This window comes from Lysobacter sp. ESA13C, from assembly GCF_019970005.1.
Taxonomy (GTDB): domain Bacteria; phylum Pseudomonadota; class Gammaproteobacteria; order Xanthomonadales; family Xanthomonadaceae; genus Lysobacter; species Lysobacter antibioticus_B.
Genome location: NZ_JAHXYK010000002.1, coordinates 534,041 through 551,480, shown reverse-complemented (window position 1 = coordinate 551,480; position 17,440 = coordinate 534,041). Strand labels below are relative to the sequence as shown.

Genomic DNA, 17,440 nt, shown 5'->3' with positions numbered 1-17,440 from the left:
GCCGTAATCCGGTAGGTAACCACCAAGAAACCGGCCGCTGATGCGGCCGGTTTCTTTTTGCGCGTCGCATTGGCGGCGCTACTAGCTCGCACTTGCCGACACGCACCGGTCAGCGCCCCGGGACATCAGGCCTGGGTTGTGAATCGACGGCGTGGGCAACCGGGCTCGTTCGAGCCGGAGCGACAGCGCATTCATGCAGCGGCGGACCGCTTCAACCGGGGCCGCGCGCCCCGGAGCGACGCCGGCGCGAACTCAGCGCCGGCGCAGCCGCATTACAGCGAATGCGCGGGATCGGCGAGTCCGTACTGCGCGGCCAGGCGGGCCAGCGCGATGCTGTCCGTGATGGCCAGCTTCTCGAACAAGCGGGTCTTGTGGGTGTTGACCGTCTTCGCGCTGAGGCTGAGGCGCTTGGCGATTTCTTCCTGGCGGAAACCCTGTACCAGCAGCAAGGCGATCTCCAACTCGCGCGGCGACAGCTCGTCGAACGGCGAATTGCCGCCGTCGATGTTCGACAGCGCCAGATGCTGGGCGATGTTGCTGGCCAGATAGCGCTTGCCGCGGGCGACATCGCGGATGGCGCGCAGCAGTTCGCTGGCATCGCCGCCCTTGCCGACATAACCGGATGCGCCGACTTCGAGCAGACGCTTCGGCATCGGCCCGTCTTCCAGCACCGATACGATGATCACGCGCGTGCCGTGGTCGCCCTTGACGATGCGCTCGGTCACTTCCAGCCCGCTCACGCCGGGCAGGTGCAGATCGCACAGCACCACATCGGGCTTGAGCTTGCGGATCAGCGGCATGGCCTCTTCGCCGCTCTCGACGTCGCCGAGCACTTCGATATCCGTCTCCGCCGACAGGATCATGCGCATGCCCGTGCGGACCAACGCATGGTCGTCAACGATGAATACACGGATAGTCATTGTCCTTTCCCCTACGACCCAGACCTGCAACGCCAACGAGGCTACGCGCCGGCATGGTGCGGTGCAAGGCATTCATAATGTGAAAGTGGGCACAATGCGCTTCACATCCGGCCCTCCAACGCTCTCTCGAGAAGACCCAATGCGTTCTCAGAAACTCTCGCCGATCGTCACAACCGTCGTCACATCCTTGTTGTTGCTTTCAATGGCAGCCGCGAGCGCACGCGAAGCCGCTGCCGTTGCCGGCACGCCCGCAAGCGCGCCCGCCGCCACGACCGGCTCGTGGCTCGGCGATGTCCGCAGCCTGTCGCAGGCCGGCGCCGGCAACCGCCGCGCGCCGATCGAAAAGCGCCTGGATGGCCTGGGCCTGAAGTGGAAAGCGGTCGCCTTCGAAACCGCGAAGAAGCAACAAGGGCAGAACCTGATCGCCGAAGTCTCCGGCGCCGCCGCGGCGCCGTTGCTGCTGTTCGGCGCGCACTTCGACCAGGTCGACGAGGGCCACGGCGCGACCGACAACGCTTCCGGCAGCGCCACCGTGCTGGCCCTGGCCGAGCGCTTCAAGCACAAGCCGCTCGCCCACCATCGCGTCGCGGTGGCGTTCTGGGACCTGGAAGAAGCCGGCCTGCTCGGTTCCAGCGCCTACATCGCCCAGGGCAGCGAAAAGCCCGCGCTGTACGTCAATTTCGACGTATTCGGCTGGGGCGACACCTTGTGGATGATGACGCCCGATGCCGACAGCGCCCTGGTCGGCGCCAGCCGCGATGCGGTGAAAGCCTCCGGTCTGCAGTTGTCCGCCGGCCGCGAATATCCGCCGAGCGACCACTTGCCCTTCATCAAGGCCGGCTGGCCGGCGGTGTCGTATTCGCTGATCGGCAACGAAGAAGTGCCGTTGATCCTGGCCTTCTTCAAGGGCGAGAAAACAGCGACCCAGGCCAAGGTCATCAAAGTCATCCACAGCAGCAACGACACCGTCGAACAGATCGACGCGGCCGCCACCGCGCGCGGCGTCGACGCGGTCGAACGGGCGATCCGCCAGTGGGATGCGGCTCAAAATTGACCGATCACGTCAATAGCCGAAAACAGCGAGTCCGCGGGCCCGCGGCGTGAGATTCTTACGCCCTCGCCTCTCTCTTCTCGCCTTTTTTCTTTCGGAGTCTTTCGCATGAGCGCACAAGCCCAACAAGCCGATCACTTCCACAGCCTGCACCGCGACGGCCTGCTGCTGCTCGCCAATGCCTGGGACGCCGGCACTGCGCGCCTGATCGAAAGCCTCGGCGCCAAGGCGGTCGCCACCACCAGCGCCGGCGTGGCCTGGTCGCACGGTTATCCCGACGGCGACCTGCTGCCGGTGCGGCGCCTGGTCGCCACCGTCGCCGACATCGTCCGCGTCATCCGCGTGCCGCTCACCGTCGATGTCGAAGGCGGCTATTCCGACGATCCGGCCGCGGTCGCCGAAACCGTGGCCGGCCTGATCGACGTCGGCGCGGTCGGCATCAACCTCGAAGACGGCGGCGGCGATCCCGAGCTGCTGTGCGCGAAGATCGAACACATCAAGCGCGCCGGCGCGCGGCTCGGCGTGGCGCTGTTCGTCAACACCCGCACCGACGTGTATCTGCGCGGTCTGGCGCCGCCGGAGCGCCGGGTCGAGGAGACCCTGGCGCGCGCCGCACGCTATCGCGCCGCCGGTGCCGACGGCCTGTTCGTGCCCGGCCTGACCGAGGAAGCGCAAGTGCGCGCGATCGCCGCCGATGCCGGCCTGCCCTTGAACCTGCTCGCTCGCCCGGCCTTGCCGCCCGCAGCCGAACTGGAACGCTGGGGCGTGCGTCGCCTGAGCGCGGGCTCGGACATTTCCCAGTCGGTATTCGCGCGCACCAGCGCGCTGGCCAGTGGTTTCCTGCGCGACGGCGATTCGGCGCCGCTCGGCGCCGACGTCATGGCTTACTCGCAACTCAACGCACTGTTCGTCGACCGCTGAGCGGCGTCTGCGCTCAGCGCATCAGTCCGTAATCCTCGAAGCGGACCTTGAACCTCAGCGCATCCTGGTACCTCGGCGGAATATCGCCGAGGTGCCGGTCGATGCGCTGATCGTCGTCATCGTCGAACAGATAGAACGGCAGGCCATTCGCCGGCGTGATCTTGACGATGCGCCCCGGCCGGCCGGGCTCTCGGTATTCGCGAATCACGTCGTCGCCGGCATAACGCACGCGCACCTGCGGGTCGACCAGGCCCGCGGTCGGGTCCGGCAGGCTGGCGCAGGCCGCCAGCGCGGCCACGGTCGATAACAGCACGGCATACCGCATGGCAGTCTCCTTGCGATTCGCACCGGACTATACCTGGGCCGCGGTCCCCCGCTACAAGGGTACGGTTTCCGGGCAGGAGCGGCGCAAGCCGCGACCGGGCTGCAACAGTCTCGCAACGTATCGCTTAAACAAGATAAAGATCAGGATCAAACGCCTAGAGCTGCCTTCACTAAAGCGGCGGGTAACTTTCTTTTGGCCAAAGCCCGAAAAGAAAGTCACCAAAGAAAAGTACTTTTCCTTGACGAAGCTCCCCTGCGAGTACGATGTTCGCGCCGGGATTTTTCGATAAGACATCCTTGTCTTATCGAAAAGCGCCGCACGTCCTGTGCGGCGCCCTCCAGGTCTACAGTTGCATCGCAAGTCCGAAACTGCGCCAAGCTTTCAAGGCAAGGGCAACAGCTGCCGTGCTCTAAGGGTAGGAGCGGTGCAAGCCGCGACTGCGAATCCACGGCTGCCGGCGCGGGCGATCGTGACTGCGTGCTCGCGACTTGTGATCGCAGGAAATCCCTCTGCAACGCAGCTCCTACCCTTTGAAGCGCCGTCGCTGCAGGATTGCTGTTGCTGTGCGCGGCCCCGCACTCGCGAAAGCCATCGAAGACCCGGAGGGCGGCCCGCATGGATGTCGGCCGTTTTTCATCGGGACAGGGATGTCCCGTATGCAGAGCCCCGCGGAGGCACCGCTCTTGCGAGCCTATGATTCAAAGAAAAGCAACTTCTTTGGTTACCTTTGACCGAAGGGAATCCAGACGGACTTTTGTTGCTTATGACAAAAGAAAGTAACCCGCCGCTTTAGCGAAGGCAGCTCTAAGCGTTTGATCTTGATCGTGATCTTGCTTGAGCGTTACGCCGCGAGACCTAAACAGGCACTTCTCGCCCGGCGGGATGCAGCTCGCCGACTAGCCGCAACGGGCTATTTCGCCGCATCCGCGCCTGCCGTAGCTTGTGCCGTAAGCCGGATCGGCGCGTCCTCCAACGCATGCGCCGCCCCGGTCGATAGGCAGGCAGTTCAATGGATGGACTACCGAGGGACGATCATGAACGATCCGAACCGAGCGACGGCGGACACCGCCGGATGGACCGACGCGCAGCGCGCCTTGTGGCAACGCCTGTGCGATTACCGATTCGACGACGACGATTCCAACGAGTTCCTGACCCGCGTCGCCACGACTTCCCTGCTCGCTCTCAGCGAAGCGCGAGCGGCGCTCGACGAATACCGCCGTTTCTGTTTTCTCGCCGTCACCGTCGCCCATGCGGTTACTCCGAGTCAGCTCGTCGATGAGGTCTGGCACACGCATATCGTCGACACCCGGCGCTACGAGCGCTTCCGCACCGAAGTGCTGCAGTACGACTTGCACCACGTGCCTTCGCGCGGCGGCAGCGGCGAAGAGCTGAAACACCAACGCCAGTACGCCGACACCATCGACAGCTACCGGCGTTTCTTCGGCCTGCCGCCGAACCGGTTCTGGCCGGAACCGCGCGCACCACGACCGCCCTCGGCGGCGCAGGCGAGCGTCGCGCTGGCAGAGCCGCGCGCACCGTGGCGGCCGATGCGGTTCGGCATCGTCGCCGTCGTCGGCACCTATGCGCTGTTCGCGTCGATCGCCAACGAGAGCAATCCGCTGCATTGGACCGGCGGTTTGTTCCTGGCCTGGTTCGTCGTCCTGATGGTCGCCGCGCTGATCGCCGGCTCCTGGCTGCGGCAAGGCATGCGCGGGCCGAAGGGCCCGGGGCGGAGTCACGAGGCCGACCGTTGGGAGCTGGCCTATCTGTCCGGCGGCAGCGATCGTGTCGCCGACGCGATCGTGGTCGAGCTGCTCGCGCGCGACGCGGTCAGCCTGGAGTACGACCGCAAGAAGGCGCGCGAAGCCTACGAGAACGATCGCGTGTGGTTGCGCCCGCGCCTGCCCCCCGAGCAGCTCGAAACGCTGTCGCCGGTGCTGCGCGACGCTCTGGAAGTGGTCGCCGAGAAACAGACCCTCTCCCGAATCCTGTTGGCGCTGCGCGAACGTCATCGATCGCAGGACGAACACTTGCACCGCAAGGGCTGGCTGATGAGCCCGCGGCAGCAAGCCTGGGCGGCCTTGCTGTCGGCCCTGCCCCTGGCCGCGGTCGCCGCCCTGGGCTTGCGCAAGATCATGATCGGTCTGCAACTGGAACGCCCGGTCGGGTTCCTGATCGCCCTGACCGTCCTGGCCGTGCTCATCGCACTGTTTCGCGCGCTATCGACCCAGGAGCGGCCCCGCACCTGGGCCGGCGACTGGGAACTGTACAAAGCCGACCGGCAACGACGCGCAGACGGCAGCGATCCGGCCGCCACGGTCGCGCTGGCCGGCACGGCGGTCCTGATCGGCACCCCGTTCTCCGACTATCAACAGATCCGTACGCCCTCCTCGTTCAACAACGACGGCAGCGGAGGTGGCGGCGATGGAGGAGGTGGCGACGGCGGCGGAGGCGGAGGTTGCGGCGGCGGCTGCGGCGGCTGCGGCGGAAGTTGATCGACCGCTTCGCGATGATCCGTATTGAGACCTGCAGCCACGGCGCTCGCCCGCAAGGACGAACGCCGCGGCCCGATGCCTCAATCCACGTTGATCACGACCACGCTCATCCACGGCACCGACACCACCACTCGCCCCTGCGAGAACGCTCTCGCCGTGGCGATCTTCACCGGCGGCAGGAACTGCGCGCCGCTGGTGAAGTTGGCCGGGTCCATGCCGCGACCATATCGCCATGCCGTGTAGGTGCCGCTGCTCTTGCCGGTCAGGGCGAGCACGGCCTGGCGATCGGTGGTCTCGGACTTGTTGATCAGGACGATCTTCTTGGCGTTGTCGGTGGCGAACACTTCCAGGTCCGGCACCGCCGTCGTCGCCGCGACCATGCGCTGGCCGTAGCGCCGCGACCAGGCGCCGCCGCTCCAGGCCGACACGCCCCAGTACGCCGGCAAGCGAACGTGGCGGCCGCCGGGCTGATCGTTGAGGTCGGTGCCGTCGCTGATCAATCCCAGCGGGCCGTTGTTGTCGGAGTACTGATAAGCGCTGCCGCCGGCACGCAGCACGTGGCCGATCACCGAAGCGGTGTGAACGACGTTGCGCGAGGTGTAGAACGAATTACGCCACTGCGCATCGTAGCGCGTGTGGTAGTTGAACTCGCCGACCTGGATGGCGATGCCATTGGCGCGGTCGCCGAAGCTCAGGTCAATTTCGTTGCGCAACCAGGCGATCGCGTCGCCGTACTGCGAGGTCACGCCCAGGTTGCCCAGCGGCTGGCCGTCGCCGTACTTGTGGAAATCGACCACGTCGGTATCGGCGTGGCTGCTGGCGAAGAACTGGCGGAAATCGCCGTACTTGTAGTCGGCCCAGGTCACCAGCGACGGCCCGGCCAGCGATAGCGGTTGCGCGCTGGCCTGGCGCATCGCCACCGCGATGTTGTGGAAGCCGTCGCTGCCGTTGCCGCCGGCGATGTAGTTGCCGACGCCGAAGCCGTTGTCGGGCTCGTTGCCGATGATGTAGTCGACCACCGGGCCGCCGCGCTGGCCGCCGTTGTCGTTGAAGTAACGCACCAGCGCCGCTGCATCGGTCGCGCGAATGTCGTTGTCGCCGGTCGTGCCGCCGATGGCGATCATCGGAATGCCGCCGATGCCCTTGATCCCGCGGACATAGGCTTCGCCTTCGTTGCCGCCGTGGATGTTGCCGGCCGACGAGCCGACCTGGCCGTTGTGATGGAACAGCGGCACGCGCCAGACCAGCGGCCCCAGGTCGCGCAGGTACTGCGTCCACAGCGTGCGGTTGCTGCCCTTGATCAGGTTGGTGCCGCCGTCGGAATAGGTCGAAATCGTGCCGCCGAGCGAGTACTCGGACGTGGGTTGGCCATGCGCGGTGAAATCGACGAATACGTTCGCGGTCGGGTCGGCAGCGCTGACGGAAAACACGGAGCCGGCCGCGAACAAGCCGGCGACGATGGCGATCAACGCGCCGCTGAGGCGGCGGCGTCGGGGCGATGGGGGATTCGCTGTGCGGAGCATCGATGATCCTTGGTCGTTACGAAACGGAGAGCGCCGACTCCGGAAGCATCCGGAGAGGCTGCGTGTGCTGGACGGCGACCGCGGCATCGCCGTGCTCGGCCACACAGCCGAGGCCCGACGGATCGCAGCGCATGGCGCAGCCGGCCGCGACGGCGCACGGCCGGATAGGCTCCGGCCGCTGCACGCCATCTCCCGCCCTGCTCGAATCCGCCCTGCACGAATCGCCGGCAACATCCCCATTGCGCAACGGTCGCTGCGATACCGCATGCACGCCATCCAGCAGTGGCCCAGGCTAGTGGGCCGACGCAACGGACGGCGTGATGCGCCCGGCGCTTCGGCGATCCGATACGTGTCCAGATGTGTTTTCGTGATCGCGGCTGCGTTCCGCACGGAGTCGTCGCAAGCGCAGGCATTCGCTGACGGTCGCGCACTACAACCTTTCGCTTAGTTGCCGCATCACATTCGGCAGTCACCCTAGACGGACTCGCCGATGAACCTGTTCCGACTCTGCTTCGCCGTTGCGATCGCCGGCGCGATCGCCTTCGCGTGCGCCAGCGCCCACGCGGCCCCCGCTTCGACCAAGAGTTCCAAGGCGGCGGATGCGCGCTGCCACGTCGGCGCCTACCGGCTCGACGACGGCCGCGTCGTCAGCGTGATGCCGTCCGACGCCCCCGGCAAGCTACGCTGGCGCCTGCTCGACGGGCGCACCGGCAAGCTGGTCCGCGAGAACGGCGCGTGGATCAGCACCCGCGGTTGGACCGAGCAACCGGACGGCGTCAAGGTGGCGTTCGGCACCTGCAGTCAGTCCCGCATCCGCTTCGACGGCCACCGTGGCAGGAAGATCGGTTTCGACATCGCCGAGACCCGCTTCGACAGCCATGGCCTGAGCTTGCGCGGGCGCCTGGTGCTTCCGCGCGGCCAGGACAAGGTGCCGGTCGTGGTGCTGGTGCACGGTTCCGAGAAAGTGTCCGGCGTCGACGCCTATTTCCAGCAGAATCTGTTCCCGTCGCAGGGCGTCGGCGTGTTCGTCTACGACAAGCGCGGCACCGGCGGGTCCGAGGGCAAGTTTTCCAAGGATTTCGACCTGCTGTCCGACGATGCCGTCGCCGCGCTCGCCGAGGCCCGCCGTCTCGGCGGCGCGCGCATCTCGCGTATCGGTTTGCATGGCAGCAGCCAGGGCGGCTGGGTCGCGCCGCTGGCGGCGAGCAAGACGTCGCAGGCACAGTTCGTCATGGTCGTGTTCGGCCTCGCCGACAGCGTGCTGTCGGAGGATCGCGACCAGGTCGCCGCCGACCTGCGCACGGCCGGTTTCGGCGACGCCGAAACACTGGCGAAGGCACGTCGAGTCAGCGACGCCACCGGCCTGCTGGCCGCGAGCAAGGGCCAGCGCGGTTGGGACGAGCTGGAGGCATTACGTACGCAATACCAGCACGAGCCCTGGTGGAAGGCACTCAAGGGCGAATACACCGGCGAGGTCGTGCAGCGCCGTCGCGGCGACGACCTGATGCAGATCGCTATGCTCGACAGCGACGTCAGCTGGACGTACGACCCGATGCCGGTGCTGCGCAAGCTGACCCAGCCGCAGATGTGGATCCTCGGCGGCGACGACGCCGAGGCGCCTTCGCAGGAAACCCAACGCCGTTTGAGCGCACTCGCCGCCGAAGGCCGTGCGATCGAGGGCGCGGTATTCCCGCAGGCCGACCACGGCATTCTCGAATTCGAGACCGATGCCGCCGGCGAGCGTCTGCACACGCGCATGGCCGAGGGCTATATCGCCATGCAGTTGGATTGGATCAAGCACGGCAAGCTCGACGGCGGGCGCTACGGACGCGCCCTGCCCTTGCCGGTTTCCCATTGAGCGCAGCCTGAGGGCATCACCGAACGAGGGCTCGCATCGATGGGTTGCATGGCGCCCGTGGCCGATCCGACGATGCCGCACTCGAAGAGCTTCGCCGCCACGGTGACGGTCTGCTTCGGCCGTGGCTGCTCGGCGACTATCGCGACCGGCTCGTCGAGCCGGCCGCGGCGCCACCGATGCGCCGCAGGATCTGCCCGCCGTCGTCCTCGCTCACGGTCCAGCCCGGGTTTAGCTTCAACGTCCATCCCTCGCCCACCCACAGGCCATCGCTGTCGCGCAGCCGGCCCGCGCCCGGCAGGCGCGCCTGGCTCCAGGCCTCGTCGATCAAGGCACCGGCGTTCGCTTCGAGAATCCCCCACTGGTCGCTGACCCTCAGCGTCGGATAGACCGTGCCGTGCGGCGGTAGCGGAAACAGCGCACGCGGATCGAAGGAGATGTTCATCGCCACGAACGGTGCGCGCAGACCGGGCCGATCGATCAGCTTGGCGGTCCATTCGGCCGCCTGGCGCAGACGCGCGAGATCGCGGCCGATCTCATCCGCGCGCACGGCGTCGATGTCGTACCGCGCTCCGGCCTGCTTCGCGGCGCTCGCCGTGTCCTGCGTGACCACGACACCGGCTTTGCCCGCCAACAATTCGCCCAGGTCCGAATCGGGGGTCAAACCGGCACGCCAATCGCCGTAGCGATCCAACAGCAATCCGTAGGCCGGCCCGGAACGATAGGCGAAGCTGCGCACGAAGGAATCGTCGCCCTCGTGCTGGGCCAATTGCGCGGCGGCATAGGCCTCGGCTTCGGGACGGCCGGCGAGCCGCTGGCCGCTGTATTCGGCCAGGCCTTCGTTGAGTTCGAGCTGGTTCTCGAGTTCGCGCGCCTGCGCGGTGGCGGCGCGGCGCAGGGCGCGGAACGCCAACGCATCGCTTATCGCGTGCTTCCTCGACCTGTCGTCGCTCGCCCCCAATGCCGCCGCCAGGGCGCGCCATTCCATGCGCAGGGCGATGCGCCCCTCCAAGCCGGCCAGATGCGCGGGCGTCGGCGAGCGCGCGGGCAAGCGCAGCCGATCCTGCGCGGCATGCCAGGATTCGTGCATCAGCAACTGTCGCCGCTCGAACGCATCCTCGGGCAAGGGCCACAGCACCATCGCCCATCGCCTGCCGTTCCAGTCCACCGCGGTATTGGCCACGTTGCGCTCTTTCGGCAGGGTGCCGACGAACACCTCGCCCTTCGCAGCGAAGCCGTCGACGGCCTGGCTCGCCACCGTCGAACGGGTGGAGGCATCGACTAGCAGCAAGGGCGCGCACAGCGGCTCGCCCCACAACTGGCCGGCATCGGCGCGACACGCGGCGTCGCGCTCGGCGATGTAGCGCGCCGCGACTTCGGCATCGGGCGCTTCGGCGGCCGCCGTCGCGGTAGCGACTGCAAGCAGGAACGACAGGCAAGAGCGACGCACGAACAAGTCCAAGGCGGGATCTCCGATGAGCGGTCGGCGAAAGACGGTCGGTAAAGGCTAGCCGAGGATCGAGTGGTCGATAGCCGTCCTGCCATCGTCCCGGTTTCGCTTTCGAGAAAAAACACAGCCTAGCTGCCGATTCCCGATGGCCCTGGCCGCTGACCCGCGCAAACGGCGTTTATCTGGCAAACAGGGGCCAGGAAGGATCGATCCATGAACGGATTTTTCGCGAAGCTCGTGCTGTTGGCCGCACTTCCCTTGGCCGCCCAGGCCGGCACCTGCAGTCGCTTCGACGCCAAGAACAGCACCGCCTACGACCCGGCCGCGAAGAAGATTACGCTGCCGTGGCGCACCGACTATCCGGCCTCGGTTCCCAGCCATCCGCCTTACAGCTGGGAGTCGATCAGCTTCAAGACCAGTTGGAGGCGCTATACCGATGCAGTGCTCAAGGACGTCCGCGATTCGGGCATCAGCATCAACAGCGCCGGCAAGATCCGCATGCCGGCCGGTTCGCCCTGGTGGATCGCGCCCTGGATGGACTACGGTTCGAACGGGCGCGAACGCGTCAACGGCCTGACCAAGGAACGCAGCCCCGACCCGCTCGATCTTTCGCCGACCTCGCCGGGCGGTTTCGACGTATGGGCGATCGGTTGGTACAACAGCGAAGGCGCGGTCGGGCTGGGCAAGGTATTCGCCGACCCTTGCGATCCGGTGCTGCCCGCGCGCGACGCTCCCGGGTTGAAGTTTCCCGACAAGACCGTCTCGTTCAAGATGCTGTTCTCCAACGCCACCGGCCTGGACTATCTCGACGGCGCGCCCACGGTGCTCGCGAAGATCGACAGGAACAGCCGCGCCAAGCGCCTGAAGCTGCTGCAGGTCGACATCGCCATTCGCGACCCCGACGCGGACGAAACCGACTGGGTCATGGGCACCTTCATCTGGAAAGGCCCGGCCCGCGGCGACGGCTTTCTCGACAACCTGGTGCCGGTCGGCCTGATGTGGGGCAACGACCCGAATGTGCACGATGCGAATTGGGGCGCATGGGCGCCGATCAAGCAGAGCCGGATCAATAAAGACCTGGCCGGCGTGCTCTGGCAGGGCACGCCCGGTAGCTGGCTGCACCGGCCGTTCCCGGGCTTCCAGGGCCGCTTGAACGGGCCGGCCGACAACATGCGCTCGTCGTGCCTGTCCTGCCACGCCCTCGCCCAGTGGCCGCGCAACCCGACCCTGAGCATCGTGCCGACCTACCCGGTCGGCCCCAACGGCCCGCAACCGCCGCTGAGCGAAGCGGATATCGAGAAGAACGTCAGCGACTATTTCCGCAACACCCGCGGCGGCGACCTGGTCGATCCGACGTTCCCGGCGCGGCCGTTGGATTACTCGCTGCAACTCGAAGCCGGGCTGACCCGCATGTGCCAAGCCTGCAAAGAAGGCAAACTGCTCGGACCAACCCCCAAGCTGTGCAACGAGGCACCCACGCGCTATCGCGTCACCGCGCCGGCCTGCGACCTGCCTCTGCTGCGACGGGTCTTCATGAACCGCATCGAAGACGATCCGCCGCGGCAGTAAGCGTTGCATTCGAGCGCGGCGATCGCCATCGAGATCGCCGCGCTGCAGGACCGCATCAAGCGAGAACGAGATGCTCGGGCGCGAGTGCGGCCAGGAAACCCGGCGCATCGAAGGCTTCGCCCGCCGCGACCGTACCGGTGCGAGTGCGGCGGCCGTCGACGACCCGCTCCATCGCTTCGACGATCAAGGGCGCGCTGACCGCATAGATGTCGCGGCCCTGCGCGCTGGCATGACGTTGCACCTCGCCCTTGCGCACCATCACCTCGACCAGGAACACCTGCGCCGAGCGCCCGCTGCTGTCGGCCGCGACCGGCGCCGGCGTGGTGGGGTCGCGCACATCCTTGAGCGATACGAGATTCAAGAACGAATGCACTTCGCTCGAACGCAGATGCTTGGAGATCAGTACGATCTCGCTGAGCGGCACGCCGACCACCTCCTGGTTACCGAACGGCGCCTGGAACGCCCAGTCCCGCGTCGGCGCCGGATCGGCCACGAAATCCAGCGTGCCGTTCGAGACCACCACGCGCCGCGCCTTGTTGCGCTCGCCGGTCACCCGGGTGCCGTTGGTGGGGTGCCAACTGTCCAAACCGACCGCGATCAAGATCTCGTCCGCGCCGTCCCAATCGCCCATCGCGCTGGTCGCCAACAGATCGGCCAGCCCGCCGTAGAACGCCATCGCCGGCACGATGACGATGCCGGCCGCCTTCGCCGCCTCGTCGTAGCGCTCGAACAAAGCCAACGCAGGCTGCTGCTCCGCCACCGTATCCAGGTAGTGCACCTTTGCACGCAACGCCGCCTCGACCACCGGCACCGCGGTATCGCTGAACGGCCCGGCGCAGTTGATCACCGCGACCGTGCCTGCGAGCGCCCGATCCAGCGAAGCCGGGTCGTCGACCGAAGCGACGAAGCGATCGATCCCGGGGAAAGCGTCGTCGAGTGCGACCAAGCGCTCGGCGTCGCGGCCGCAGGCCACCGGCACCCAGCCACGCTCACGCAAACGCGCGATCACGAAACGGCCGGTATGGCCATAAGCGCCGAACACGGCGACGCGACGATTCTGGGTCGCCTGGGAATTCGGGGCTGCTGCTGGATTGATCGACATCGTGCGCTTCCGTGATGCCCGCGGATCGGGCACGCATAGGAAACCGCGAACCGGCACGACGGCGCTATCGAAATCTTTAGTTGCTCGGCCGGCGCTCGCATTACGCCGATGCGACACGCCCCCGAGCCGAGTACGCCTCAGGCGGGCTCAGGCGCCCTCTCCTGCCTGGGCGTAGACAGGACGCAGTCGCGCGAGCCTCTACTCGGCGGACGTCGCCGGCGGCCACACATAACAACCGCCGCCCGACGAGCGCATTGCCTGCGCAAATATCTCCGGCGGGAAGTGCCCCCGCTCGCACAAGGCACCAGAGAATTCCGCGCCGCCCTCGCCTTCGGTCAGTACGACGAAAGGATCGGTAGCGACGCTGGTGAAGAGGTAGAAGACGTCGCTGCTGCCGAAGCCCCCGTCTTCGAAGATGACGCGTTCGATCGAAGCCCACGGGAAGCCGGTATCGACCGGCGACGAACGCGGCGGATTTGCGCGGATCCGCACATCGACGTCGTCGAATTCCACCGCGAACCAATCCTTTATCTCCGGCGCAGGACCGCGAATGCCCTGGATGAAGAGGGCGATGCCGCCGGCTATGAAACAGGCCAGCAACACCGCCATCAGTGACTTCGTACCGAGCTCTTGGCCGTCCCGCAGCGACCACAGCAACACCGCCAGGGCGATGACGCCGCCGATCACGCAGACCACGGCCGTAGCGAACTGCGGCAACTGCAACATCACTCTGCGCAACGACCACGCCTTCATGTCGGTGGCTTTCACCAACTCGCCATGAAAATCGTTCCCATAAAGGCACACGGCCACCAGTCCCAACGGCAATCCGATCATCCAATAGCCGTTGCCCGTCGCGCCGGTCAGCAGCAGCGATAAAGGCACGACAGCCAATGCCGCACCGAACTTGTAGCCGGTCTTCATCCATTCCCCCATCGATGTCGCCGTCGCCCTTGCGCAGCAGCCATGACAGCGATGCGATCGACCGGGCACGCCAGCAAGCCGACTGCTGGCATGGATACTCGACGGGCGTCGGCCGCCGGTCAAGCCGTTCGCCCCGAGATCGAAATCGACCGGCACGCCCGTGCCAGATGCCGACCGATTACCCGGGGTCTGTCGGCACCTTCCGGATCAGCCGGCCGGCTTCGCCTCGCTCTTCGTTTGCGAAGGCCGATAAAACTCCGCGATCTGCGGGATGAAGCCTTCCGGGTTGGCGCCGACCAGATTGGTCAACACCACGATGGCCAGTCGCCGGTCCGGATAGACCACGAAGGCGGCACGCGCACCGCCGATGCCGGCCACCTGGCGGTCGGGCGACTTCGCCAGGACCGGCCAGCCGGCCGCCCAGGCACCGTCCGCGCCGCTGTTCAATGTTTCCGGCGTCCACATGCGTTGGACCAGGGCGCGATCGATCAGGCGCCCGTTCGACAGCGCGATGATCCAGCCGGCCACTTCATCGGCCGTGGTCTGGATGCCGCCGCCGGCCCAAAGGGCCTGCGGCATGTCGTAGAACCAGTGCGACAGACGCGGCTCGGCGTTCTCCGCATCGGTCTTGCGCGGGAAATAGCTGTACATGGTGGCGGCATTGGCGACCAGGTCGTAGCTGTCGCCGAAGGTCGACAGGCGCATGTCCGCGGCAGCGAACTGGCGTTCGGCGATGTAGCGCTCGTACGGCATTTTCGCCTGCCTGGCGATGATGCGCGCCAACAGGCCGTAGTTGGTCTGGTTGTAGAGGAAGCGTTCGCCGGTGGGAGCCGCCATGGGCAGTTCCCTCACCGCCTTCCAGGCGGCCGCCTCGGAGGCGCCTCCAACCAGACCGTTCTGGTCGACGATGTCCGGCAGCCCCGAGGTGTGGGCCAAGAGCTGGCGCACGCGGATGTTGCGCCACGCCACGGGCAGGTCGTCGAGGTAATGCGACAGCGGTGCCGCGAGGTCGACCTGCCCCGCTTGCGCCAGTTGCATCATCGCCACGCCGGTGAACGACTTGGTGGCCGAGTTGATCGGAAACAGGGTCGTACGGGTCGCGGGCACGCGGTTCTCGACGTTGGCCAAACCATAACTCTCGGACAAGATCACGCGGCCGTCCTCGACCACCGCGATCTGCAAGCCCGGTATGCGCTTGTCCTTCATGGTCTGCCGAATCCATTGTCGGGTGCGCTCGTTCGCTTGCTCCGAGGCGCTCGCGGCGCCGGCAAGGCCAGGAAGCGACAACAGGGCAACGGCGAGGATCGTGGTGTAGCGCTTCTTTGCAGACAGCATGGAGGTTCCTGAGGCGAAGTCGCCGATGAAGTGATGGCTAACGGTGTGTCCTGCGGTGTCGCATCCAGCGGTGTCAGTCCAGAGGGCGTGGGATGCATCGTGCGGCCGCAGGGTTTAAGCCCGCAGCGAAAACCGGCATGGCGGCGCGCGGCCGGCAGGAACCCGCCGGGCGCACCTGGATCTGTGCGCAAACCGCACAGTTGCTGTTCGCACAGACGTCTGGGCATTCGCCCGCAGATCTTCATCATGGCGCCTCCACCACAACGAGGCTCCCCGGATGCGAATTTCCTCTCTGATCGGATTTGCGACGCTCGGCATCGCCGGGCTCGGCGGCATCGACGCACAGGCGTCGAAACCCCAACCCCACCCGACCATCCGCGCCATGGCCGGGGCGGCGCCGGTGTCGGAACTGCAAGCCGGCAAGACCGCCCTGCTCGTCATCGATTTCCAGAACGAGTACTTCCCCGGCGGACGCATGCCGATCGCCGACGCCGATTCGGCGCTGCGGCAAACCCGTCGCCTGATCGATCTCGCCGATCGCCACCGCATCCGCGTGATCCATGTGCAGCACGTGCTGCCGGCGGGTGCGCCCCTGTTCGCCGAAGGCGGCAACACGGTGAAGTTCGTCGATGCGATGCAGCCGCGCCAGGGCGAGCTGGTGGTGAAGAAGGATGCGGTCAGCGTGTTCGCGGGCGCTTCCGCCGCCACGATCGAGAAGGCCTTGAAAGAGGCCGGCGCCGATACTTTGATCATCGCCGGCCTGCAGACGCATGCCTGCGTCGCCGGCGCCGCCCGCGACGCCGCCGCGCGTGGCTACCAGGTCATCGTGTCCTCCGACGCCACCGCCACCCGCGACCTCGACCTGCGCGACGGCAGCAAGGTCGGCGCCGCCCAGTTGCACGCATCGGCCCTGGCCGAAATCGAGGACACCTTCGGCGACGTGCTGAGCACCGATCAGATTCTCTCGTTGCCGGTCCGCTGATACCCTTCGCCGGAGTGCTGACGACCGGAGTCGAGTGATGGATCAATTGTCGGCCATGCGCGCCTACCGAAGCATCATCGAATCCGGCAGTTTCACCAAGGCGGCCGAGCGCCTGGGCACCACCCACACCTCGGTCTCGCGCCAGCTGGGCCAGTTGGAAACCCAGCTCGGCGTGCGCCTGTTGAACCGCAACAGCCGCAACCTGACCGCCACCGAGGCCGGTGCGCAGTACTACCGCGACTGCGTCGACATCCTCGACCGGATCGACGCAGCCCGGCAGCGATTGAACACCGACCCCGAGCTGCCGTCCGGCGTGCTGCGGCTCAGCCTTCCGCATGCCATCGGCGCACTCGAGCTGGCGCAGTGGCTGCCCGGCTTCATGCAGCGCCATCCCAAGATCGACCTCGACCTGTCCTGCGACGACCGCATGGTCGACCTGGTCAAGGGCGGCTTCGACATGGCCATCCGCATCTCCGGACCGCTGGCCGACAGCAGCCTGGGCGCACGCGAACTCGCGGTGTCCGAACGGGTGCTCGTGGCCGCGCCGCAGTACGTGGCGCATCGCGACCTGCCGCGCACGATCGATGACCTGCAGAGCCATCCCTTGCTGGCCTATGCCGCCGATGGCCCGGCTCTGCAATTGTCCTCGGACAGCGGCGAGGAAGCCGAGCTCAAGTTCGGCAGCCGGCTGCGCCTGGACTCGATCCTCGCCCTGCATGCGGCCGTCATGGCCGGCCAGGGCATCGCCGCGTTCACCTTCCTCACCGTCCGCGACGACCTCGCCGCCGGCCGCCTGCTGCGCGTATTGCCGCAACATCACGCCGGCCAACGCCACTACTTCGCGCTCTACCCTCATACGCGCCAATTGACGCCGAAAGTCCGTGCGTTCACCGAATACATGCGGGCGCATTACGCGATGGCCCGGCAGGGCTTTACCGGAAAGTAGGCTTGATCTCGTTCTTCCCGGCAGGGTCGTACACGGAGCAATCGA

At 66.7% G+C, this 17,440-nt stretch carries 14 protein-coding genes; 7 read left to right on the top strand and 7 right to left on the bottom strand.

Annotation, left to right across the window (positions count from 1 at the left end):
- Nucleotides 1-272 precede the first annotated feature (272 nt).
- Nucleotides 273-920: a response regulator gene (locus tag LC490_RS05495; RefSeq protein WP_031371689.1), complete on the bottom strand. Its 648-nt coding sequence runs from the start codon at nucleotides 918-920 to the stop codon at nucleotides 273-275.
- 202 nt (nucleotides 921-1,122) lie between these two features.
- Between LC490_RS05495 and LC490_RS05490 the strand changes: the two genes are divergently transcribed.
- Nucleotides 1,123-1,974, top strand: a complete 852-nt coding sequence (locus LC490_RS05490; RefSeq protein WP_223619539.1) for a M28 family metallopeptidase — start codon at nucleotides 1,123-1,125, stop codon at nucleotides 1,972-1,974.
- 105 nt (nucleotides 1,975-2,079) lie between these two features.
- A complete protein-coding gene (locus LC490_RS05485; protein WP_223619538.1) occupies nucleotides 2,080-2,892 on the top strand; it encodes an isocitrate lyase/phosphoenolpyruvate mutase family protein in 813 nt (270 codons plus the stop codon).
- A gap of 13 nt (nucleotides 2,893-2,905) precedes the next feature.
- Here the strand turns inward: LC490_RS05485 and LC490_RS05480 are convergent, their stop codons facing one another.
- Nucleotides 2,906-3,217, bottom strand: coding sequence for a DUF2782 domain-containing protein (locus LC490_RS05480; protein WP_223619537.1), 312 nt, complete (start codon nucleotides 3,215-3,217; stop codon nucleotides 2,906-2,908).
- A gap of 1,034 nt (nucleotides 3,218-4,251) precedes the next feature.
- On the opposite strand from LC490_RS05480, the gene LC490_RS05475 reads away from it, so the two are divergent.
- Entirely contained in the window at nucleotides 4,252-5,712 is a 1,461-nt protein-coding gene (locus tag LC490_RS05475; RefSeq protein ID WP_223619536.1) for a TIGR04222 domain-containing membrane protein, read from the top strand.
- An 80-nt stretch (nucleotides 5,713-5,792) separates the two neighbouring features.
- On the opposite strand, the gene LC490_RS05470 is transcribed toward LC490_RS05475, so the two are convergent.
- Nucleotides 5,793-7,235 (bottom strand): hypothetical protein, encoded by a 1,443-nt coding sequence (locus LC490_RS05470; protein WP_223619535.1) that lies wholly within the window; start codon nucleotides 7,233-7,235, stop codon nucleotides 5,793-5,795.
- A 490-nt stretch (nucleotides 7,236-7,725) separates the two neighbouring features.
- On the opposite strand from LC490_RS05470, the gene LC490_RS05465 reads away from it, so the two are divergent.
- A complete protein-coding gene (locus tag LC490_RS05465) occupies nucleotides 7,726-9,093 on the top strand; it encodes an alpha/beta fold hydrolase (protein WP_223619534.1) in 1,368 nt (455 codons plus the stop codon).
- A gap of 136 nt (nucleotides 9,094-9,229) precedes the next feature.
- On the opposite strand, the gene LC490_RS05460 is transcribed toward LC490_RS05465, so the two are convergent.
- Nucleotides 9,230-10,540, bottom strand: a complete 1,311-nt coding sequence (locus LC490_RS05460) for a hypothetical protein (RefSeq protein ID WP_223619533.1) — start codon at nucleotides 10,538-10,540, stop codon at nucleotides 9,230-9,232.
- Nucleotides 10,541-10,753: 213 nt separating this feature from the next.
- On the opposite strand from LC490_RS05460, the gene LC490_RS05455 reads away from it, so the two are divergent.
- The gene (locus LC490_RS05455) at nucleotides 10,754-12,109 is read left to right on the top strand and encodes a hypothetical protein (RefSeq protein ID WP_223619532.1); all 1,356 of its coding nucleotides are present in this window, start codon (nucleotides 10,754-10,756) and stop codon (nucleotides 12,107-12,109) included.
- A 55-nt stretch (nucleotides 12,110-12,164) separates the two neighbouring features.
- Here the strand turns inward: LC490_RS05455 and LC490_RS05450 are convergent, their stop codons facing one another.
- The 3 genes from LC490_RS05450 to LC490_RS05440 all read right to left on the bottom strand — a co-directional run bounded on the left by LC490_RS05450 (nucleotide 12,165) and on the right by LC490_RS05440 (nucleotide 15,467).
- Nucleotides 12,165-13,211: a saccharopine dehydrogenase NADP-binding domain-containing protein gene (locus LC490_RS05450; protein ID WP_223619531.1), complete on the bottom strand. Its 1,047-nt coding sequence runs from the start codon at nucleotides 13,209-13,211 to the stop codon at nucleotides 12,165-12,167.
- 198 nt (nucleotides 13,212-13,409) lie between these two features.
- Entirely contained in the window at nucleotides 13,410-14,132 is a 723-nt protein-coding gene (locus LC490_RS05445; RefSeq protein WP_223619530.1) for a hypothetical protein, read from the bottom strand.
- Between the two features lie 207 nt (nucleotides 14,133-14,339).
- Nucleotides 14,340-15,467, bottom strand: a complete 1,128-nt coding sequence (locus LC490_RS05440) for a serine hydrolase domain-containing protein (RefSeq protein WP_223619529.1) — start codon at nucleotides 15,465-15,467, stop codon at nucleotides 14,340-14,342.
- A 382-nt stretch (nucleotides 15,468-15,849) separates the two neighbouring features.
- Here LC490_RS05440 and LC490_RS05435 point away from each other — a divergent pair, with 382 nt between their 5' ends.
- Entirely contained in the window at nucleotides 15,850-16,449 is a 600-nt protein-coding gene (locus LC490_RS05435; RefSeq protein WP_343223001.1) for an isochorismatase family protein, read from the top strand.
- Nucleotides 16,450-16,486: 37 nt separating this feature from the next.
- Nucleotides 16,487-17,395 (top strand): LysR family transcriptional regulator, encoded by a 909-nt coding sequence (locus LC490_RS05430; RefSeq protein WP_223619527.1) that lies wholly within the window; start codon nucleotides 16,487-16,489, stop codon nucleotides 17,393-17,395.
- Nucleotides 17,396-17,440 lie beyond the last annotated feature (45 nt).

Excerpts from the sequence above, each read along its gene's own strand:
- LC490_RS05485 (WP_223619538.1), top strand. The coding sequence starts at position 2,080 with ATGAGCGCACAAGCCCAACAAGCCGATCACTTCCACAGCCTGCACCGC.
- LC490_RS05470 (WP_223619535.1), bottom strand. The coding sequence starts at position 7,235 with ATGCTCCGCACAGCGAATCCCCCATCGCCCCGACGCCGCCGCCTCAGC.
- LC490_RS05495 (WP_031371689.1), bottom strand. The coding sequence starts at position 920 with ATGACTATCCGTGTATTCATCGTTGACGACCATGCGTTGGTCCGCACG.
- LC490_RS05465 (WP_223619534.1), top strand. The coding sequence starts at position 7,726 with ATGAACCTGTTCCGACTCTGCTTCGCCGTTGCGATCGCCGGCGCGATC.
- LC490_RS05440 (WP_223619529.1), bottom strand. The coding sequence starts at position 15,467 with ATGCTGTCTGCAAAGAAGCGCTACACCACGATCCTCGCCGTTGCCCTG.
- LC490_RS05445 (WP_223619530.1), bottom strand. The coding sequence starts at position 14,132 with ATGAAGACCGGCTACAAGTTCGGTGCGGCATTGGCTGTCGTGCCTTTA.
- LC490_RS05490 (WP_223619539.1), top strand. The coding sequence starts at position 1,123 with ATGGCAGCCGCGAGCGCACGCGAAGCCGCTGCCGTTGCCGGCACGCCC.
- LC490_RS05455 (WP_223619532.1), top strand. The coding sequence starts at position 10,754 with ATGAACGGATTTTTCGCGAAGCTCGTGCTGTTGGCCGCACTTCCCTTG.
- LC490_RS05480 (WP_223619537.1), bottom strand. The coding sequence starts at position 3,217 with ATGCGGTATGCCGTGCTGTTATCGACCGTGGCCGCGCTGGCGGCCTGC.
- LC490_RS05450 (WP_223619531.1), bottom strand. The coding sequence starts at position 13,211 with ATGTCGATCAATCCAGCAGCAGCCCCGAATTCCCAGGCGACCCAGAAT.
- LC490_RS05475 (WP_223619536.1), top strand. The coding sequence starts at position 4,252 with ATGAACGATCCGAACCGAGCGACGGCGGACACCGCCGGATGGACCGAC.
- LC490_RS05430 (WP_223619527.1), top strand. The coding sequence starts at position 16,487 with ATGGATCAATTGTCGGCCATGCGCGCCTACCGAAGCATCATCGAATCC.
- LC490_RS05435 (WP_343223001.1), top strand. The coding sequence starts at position 15,850 with ATGGCCGGGGCGGCGCCGGTGTCGGAACTGCAAGCCGGCAAGACCGCC.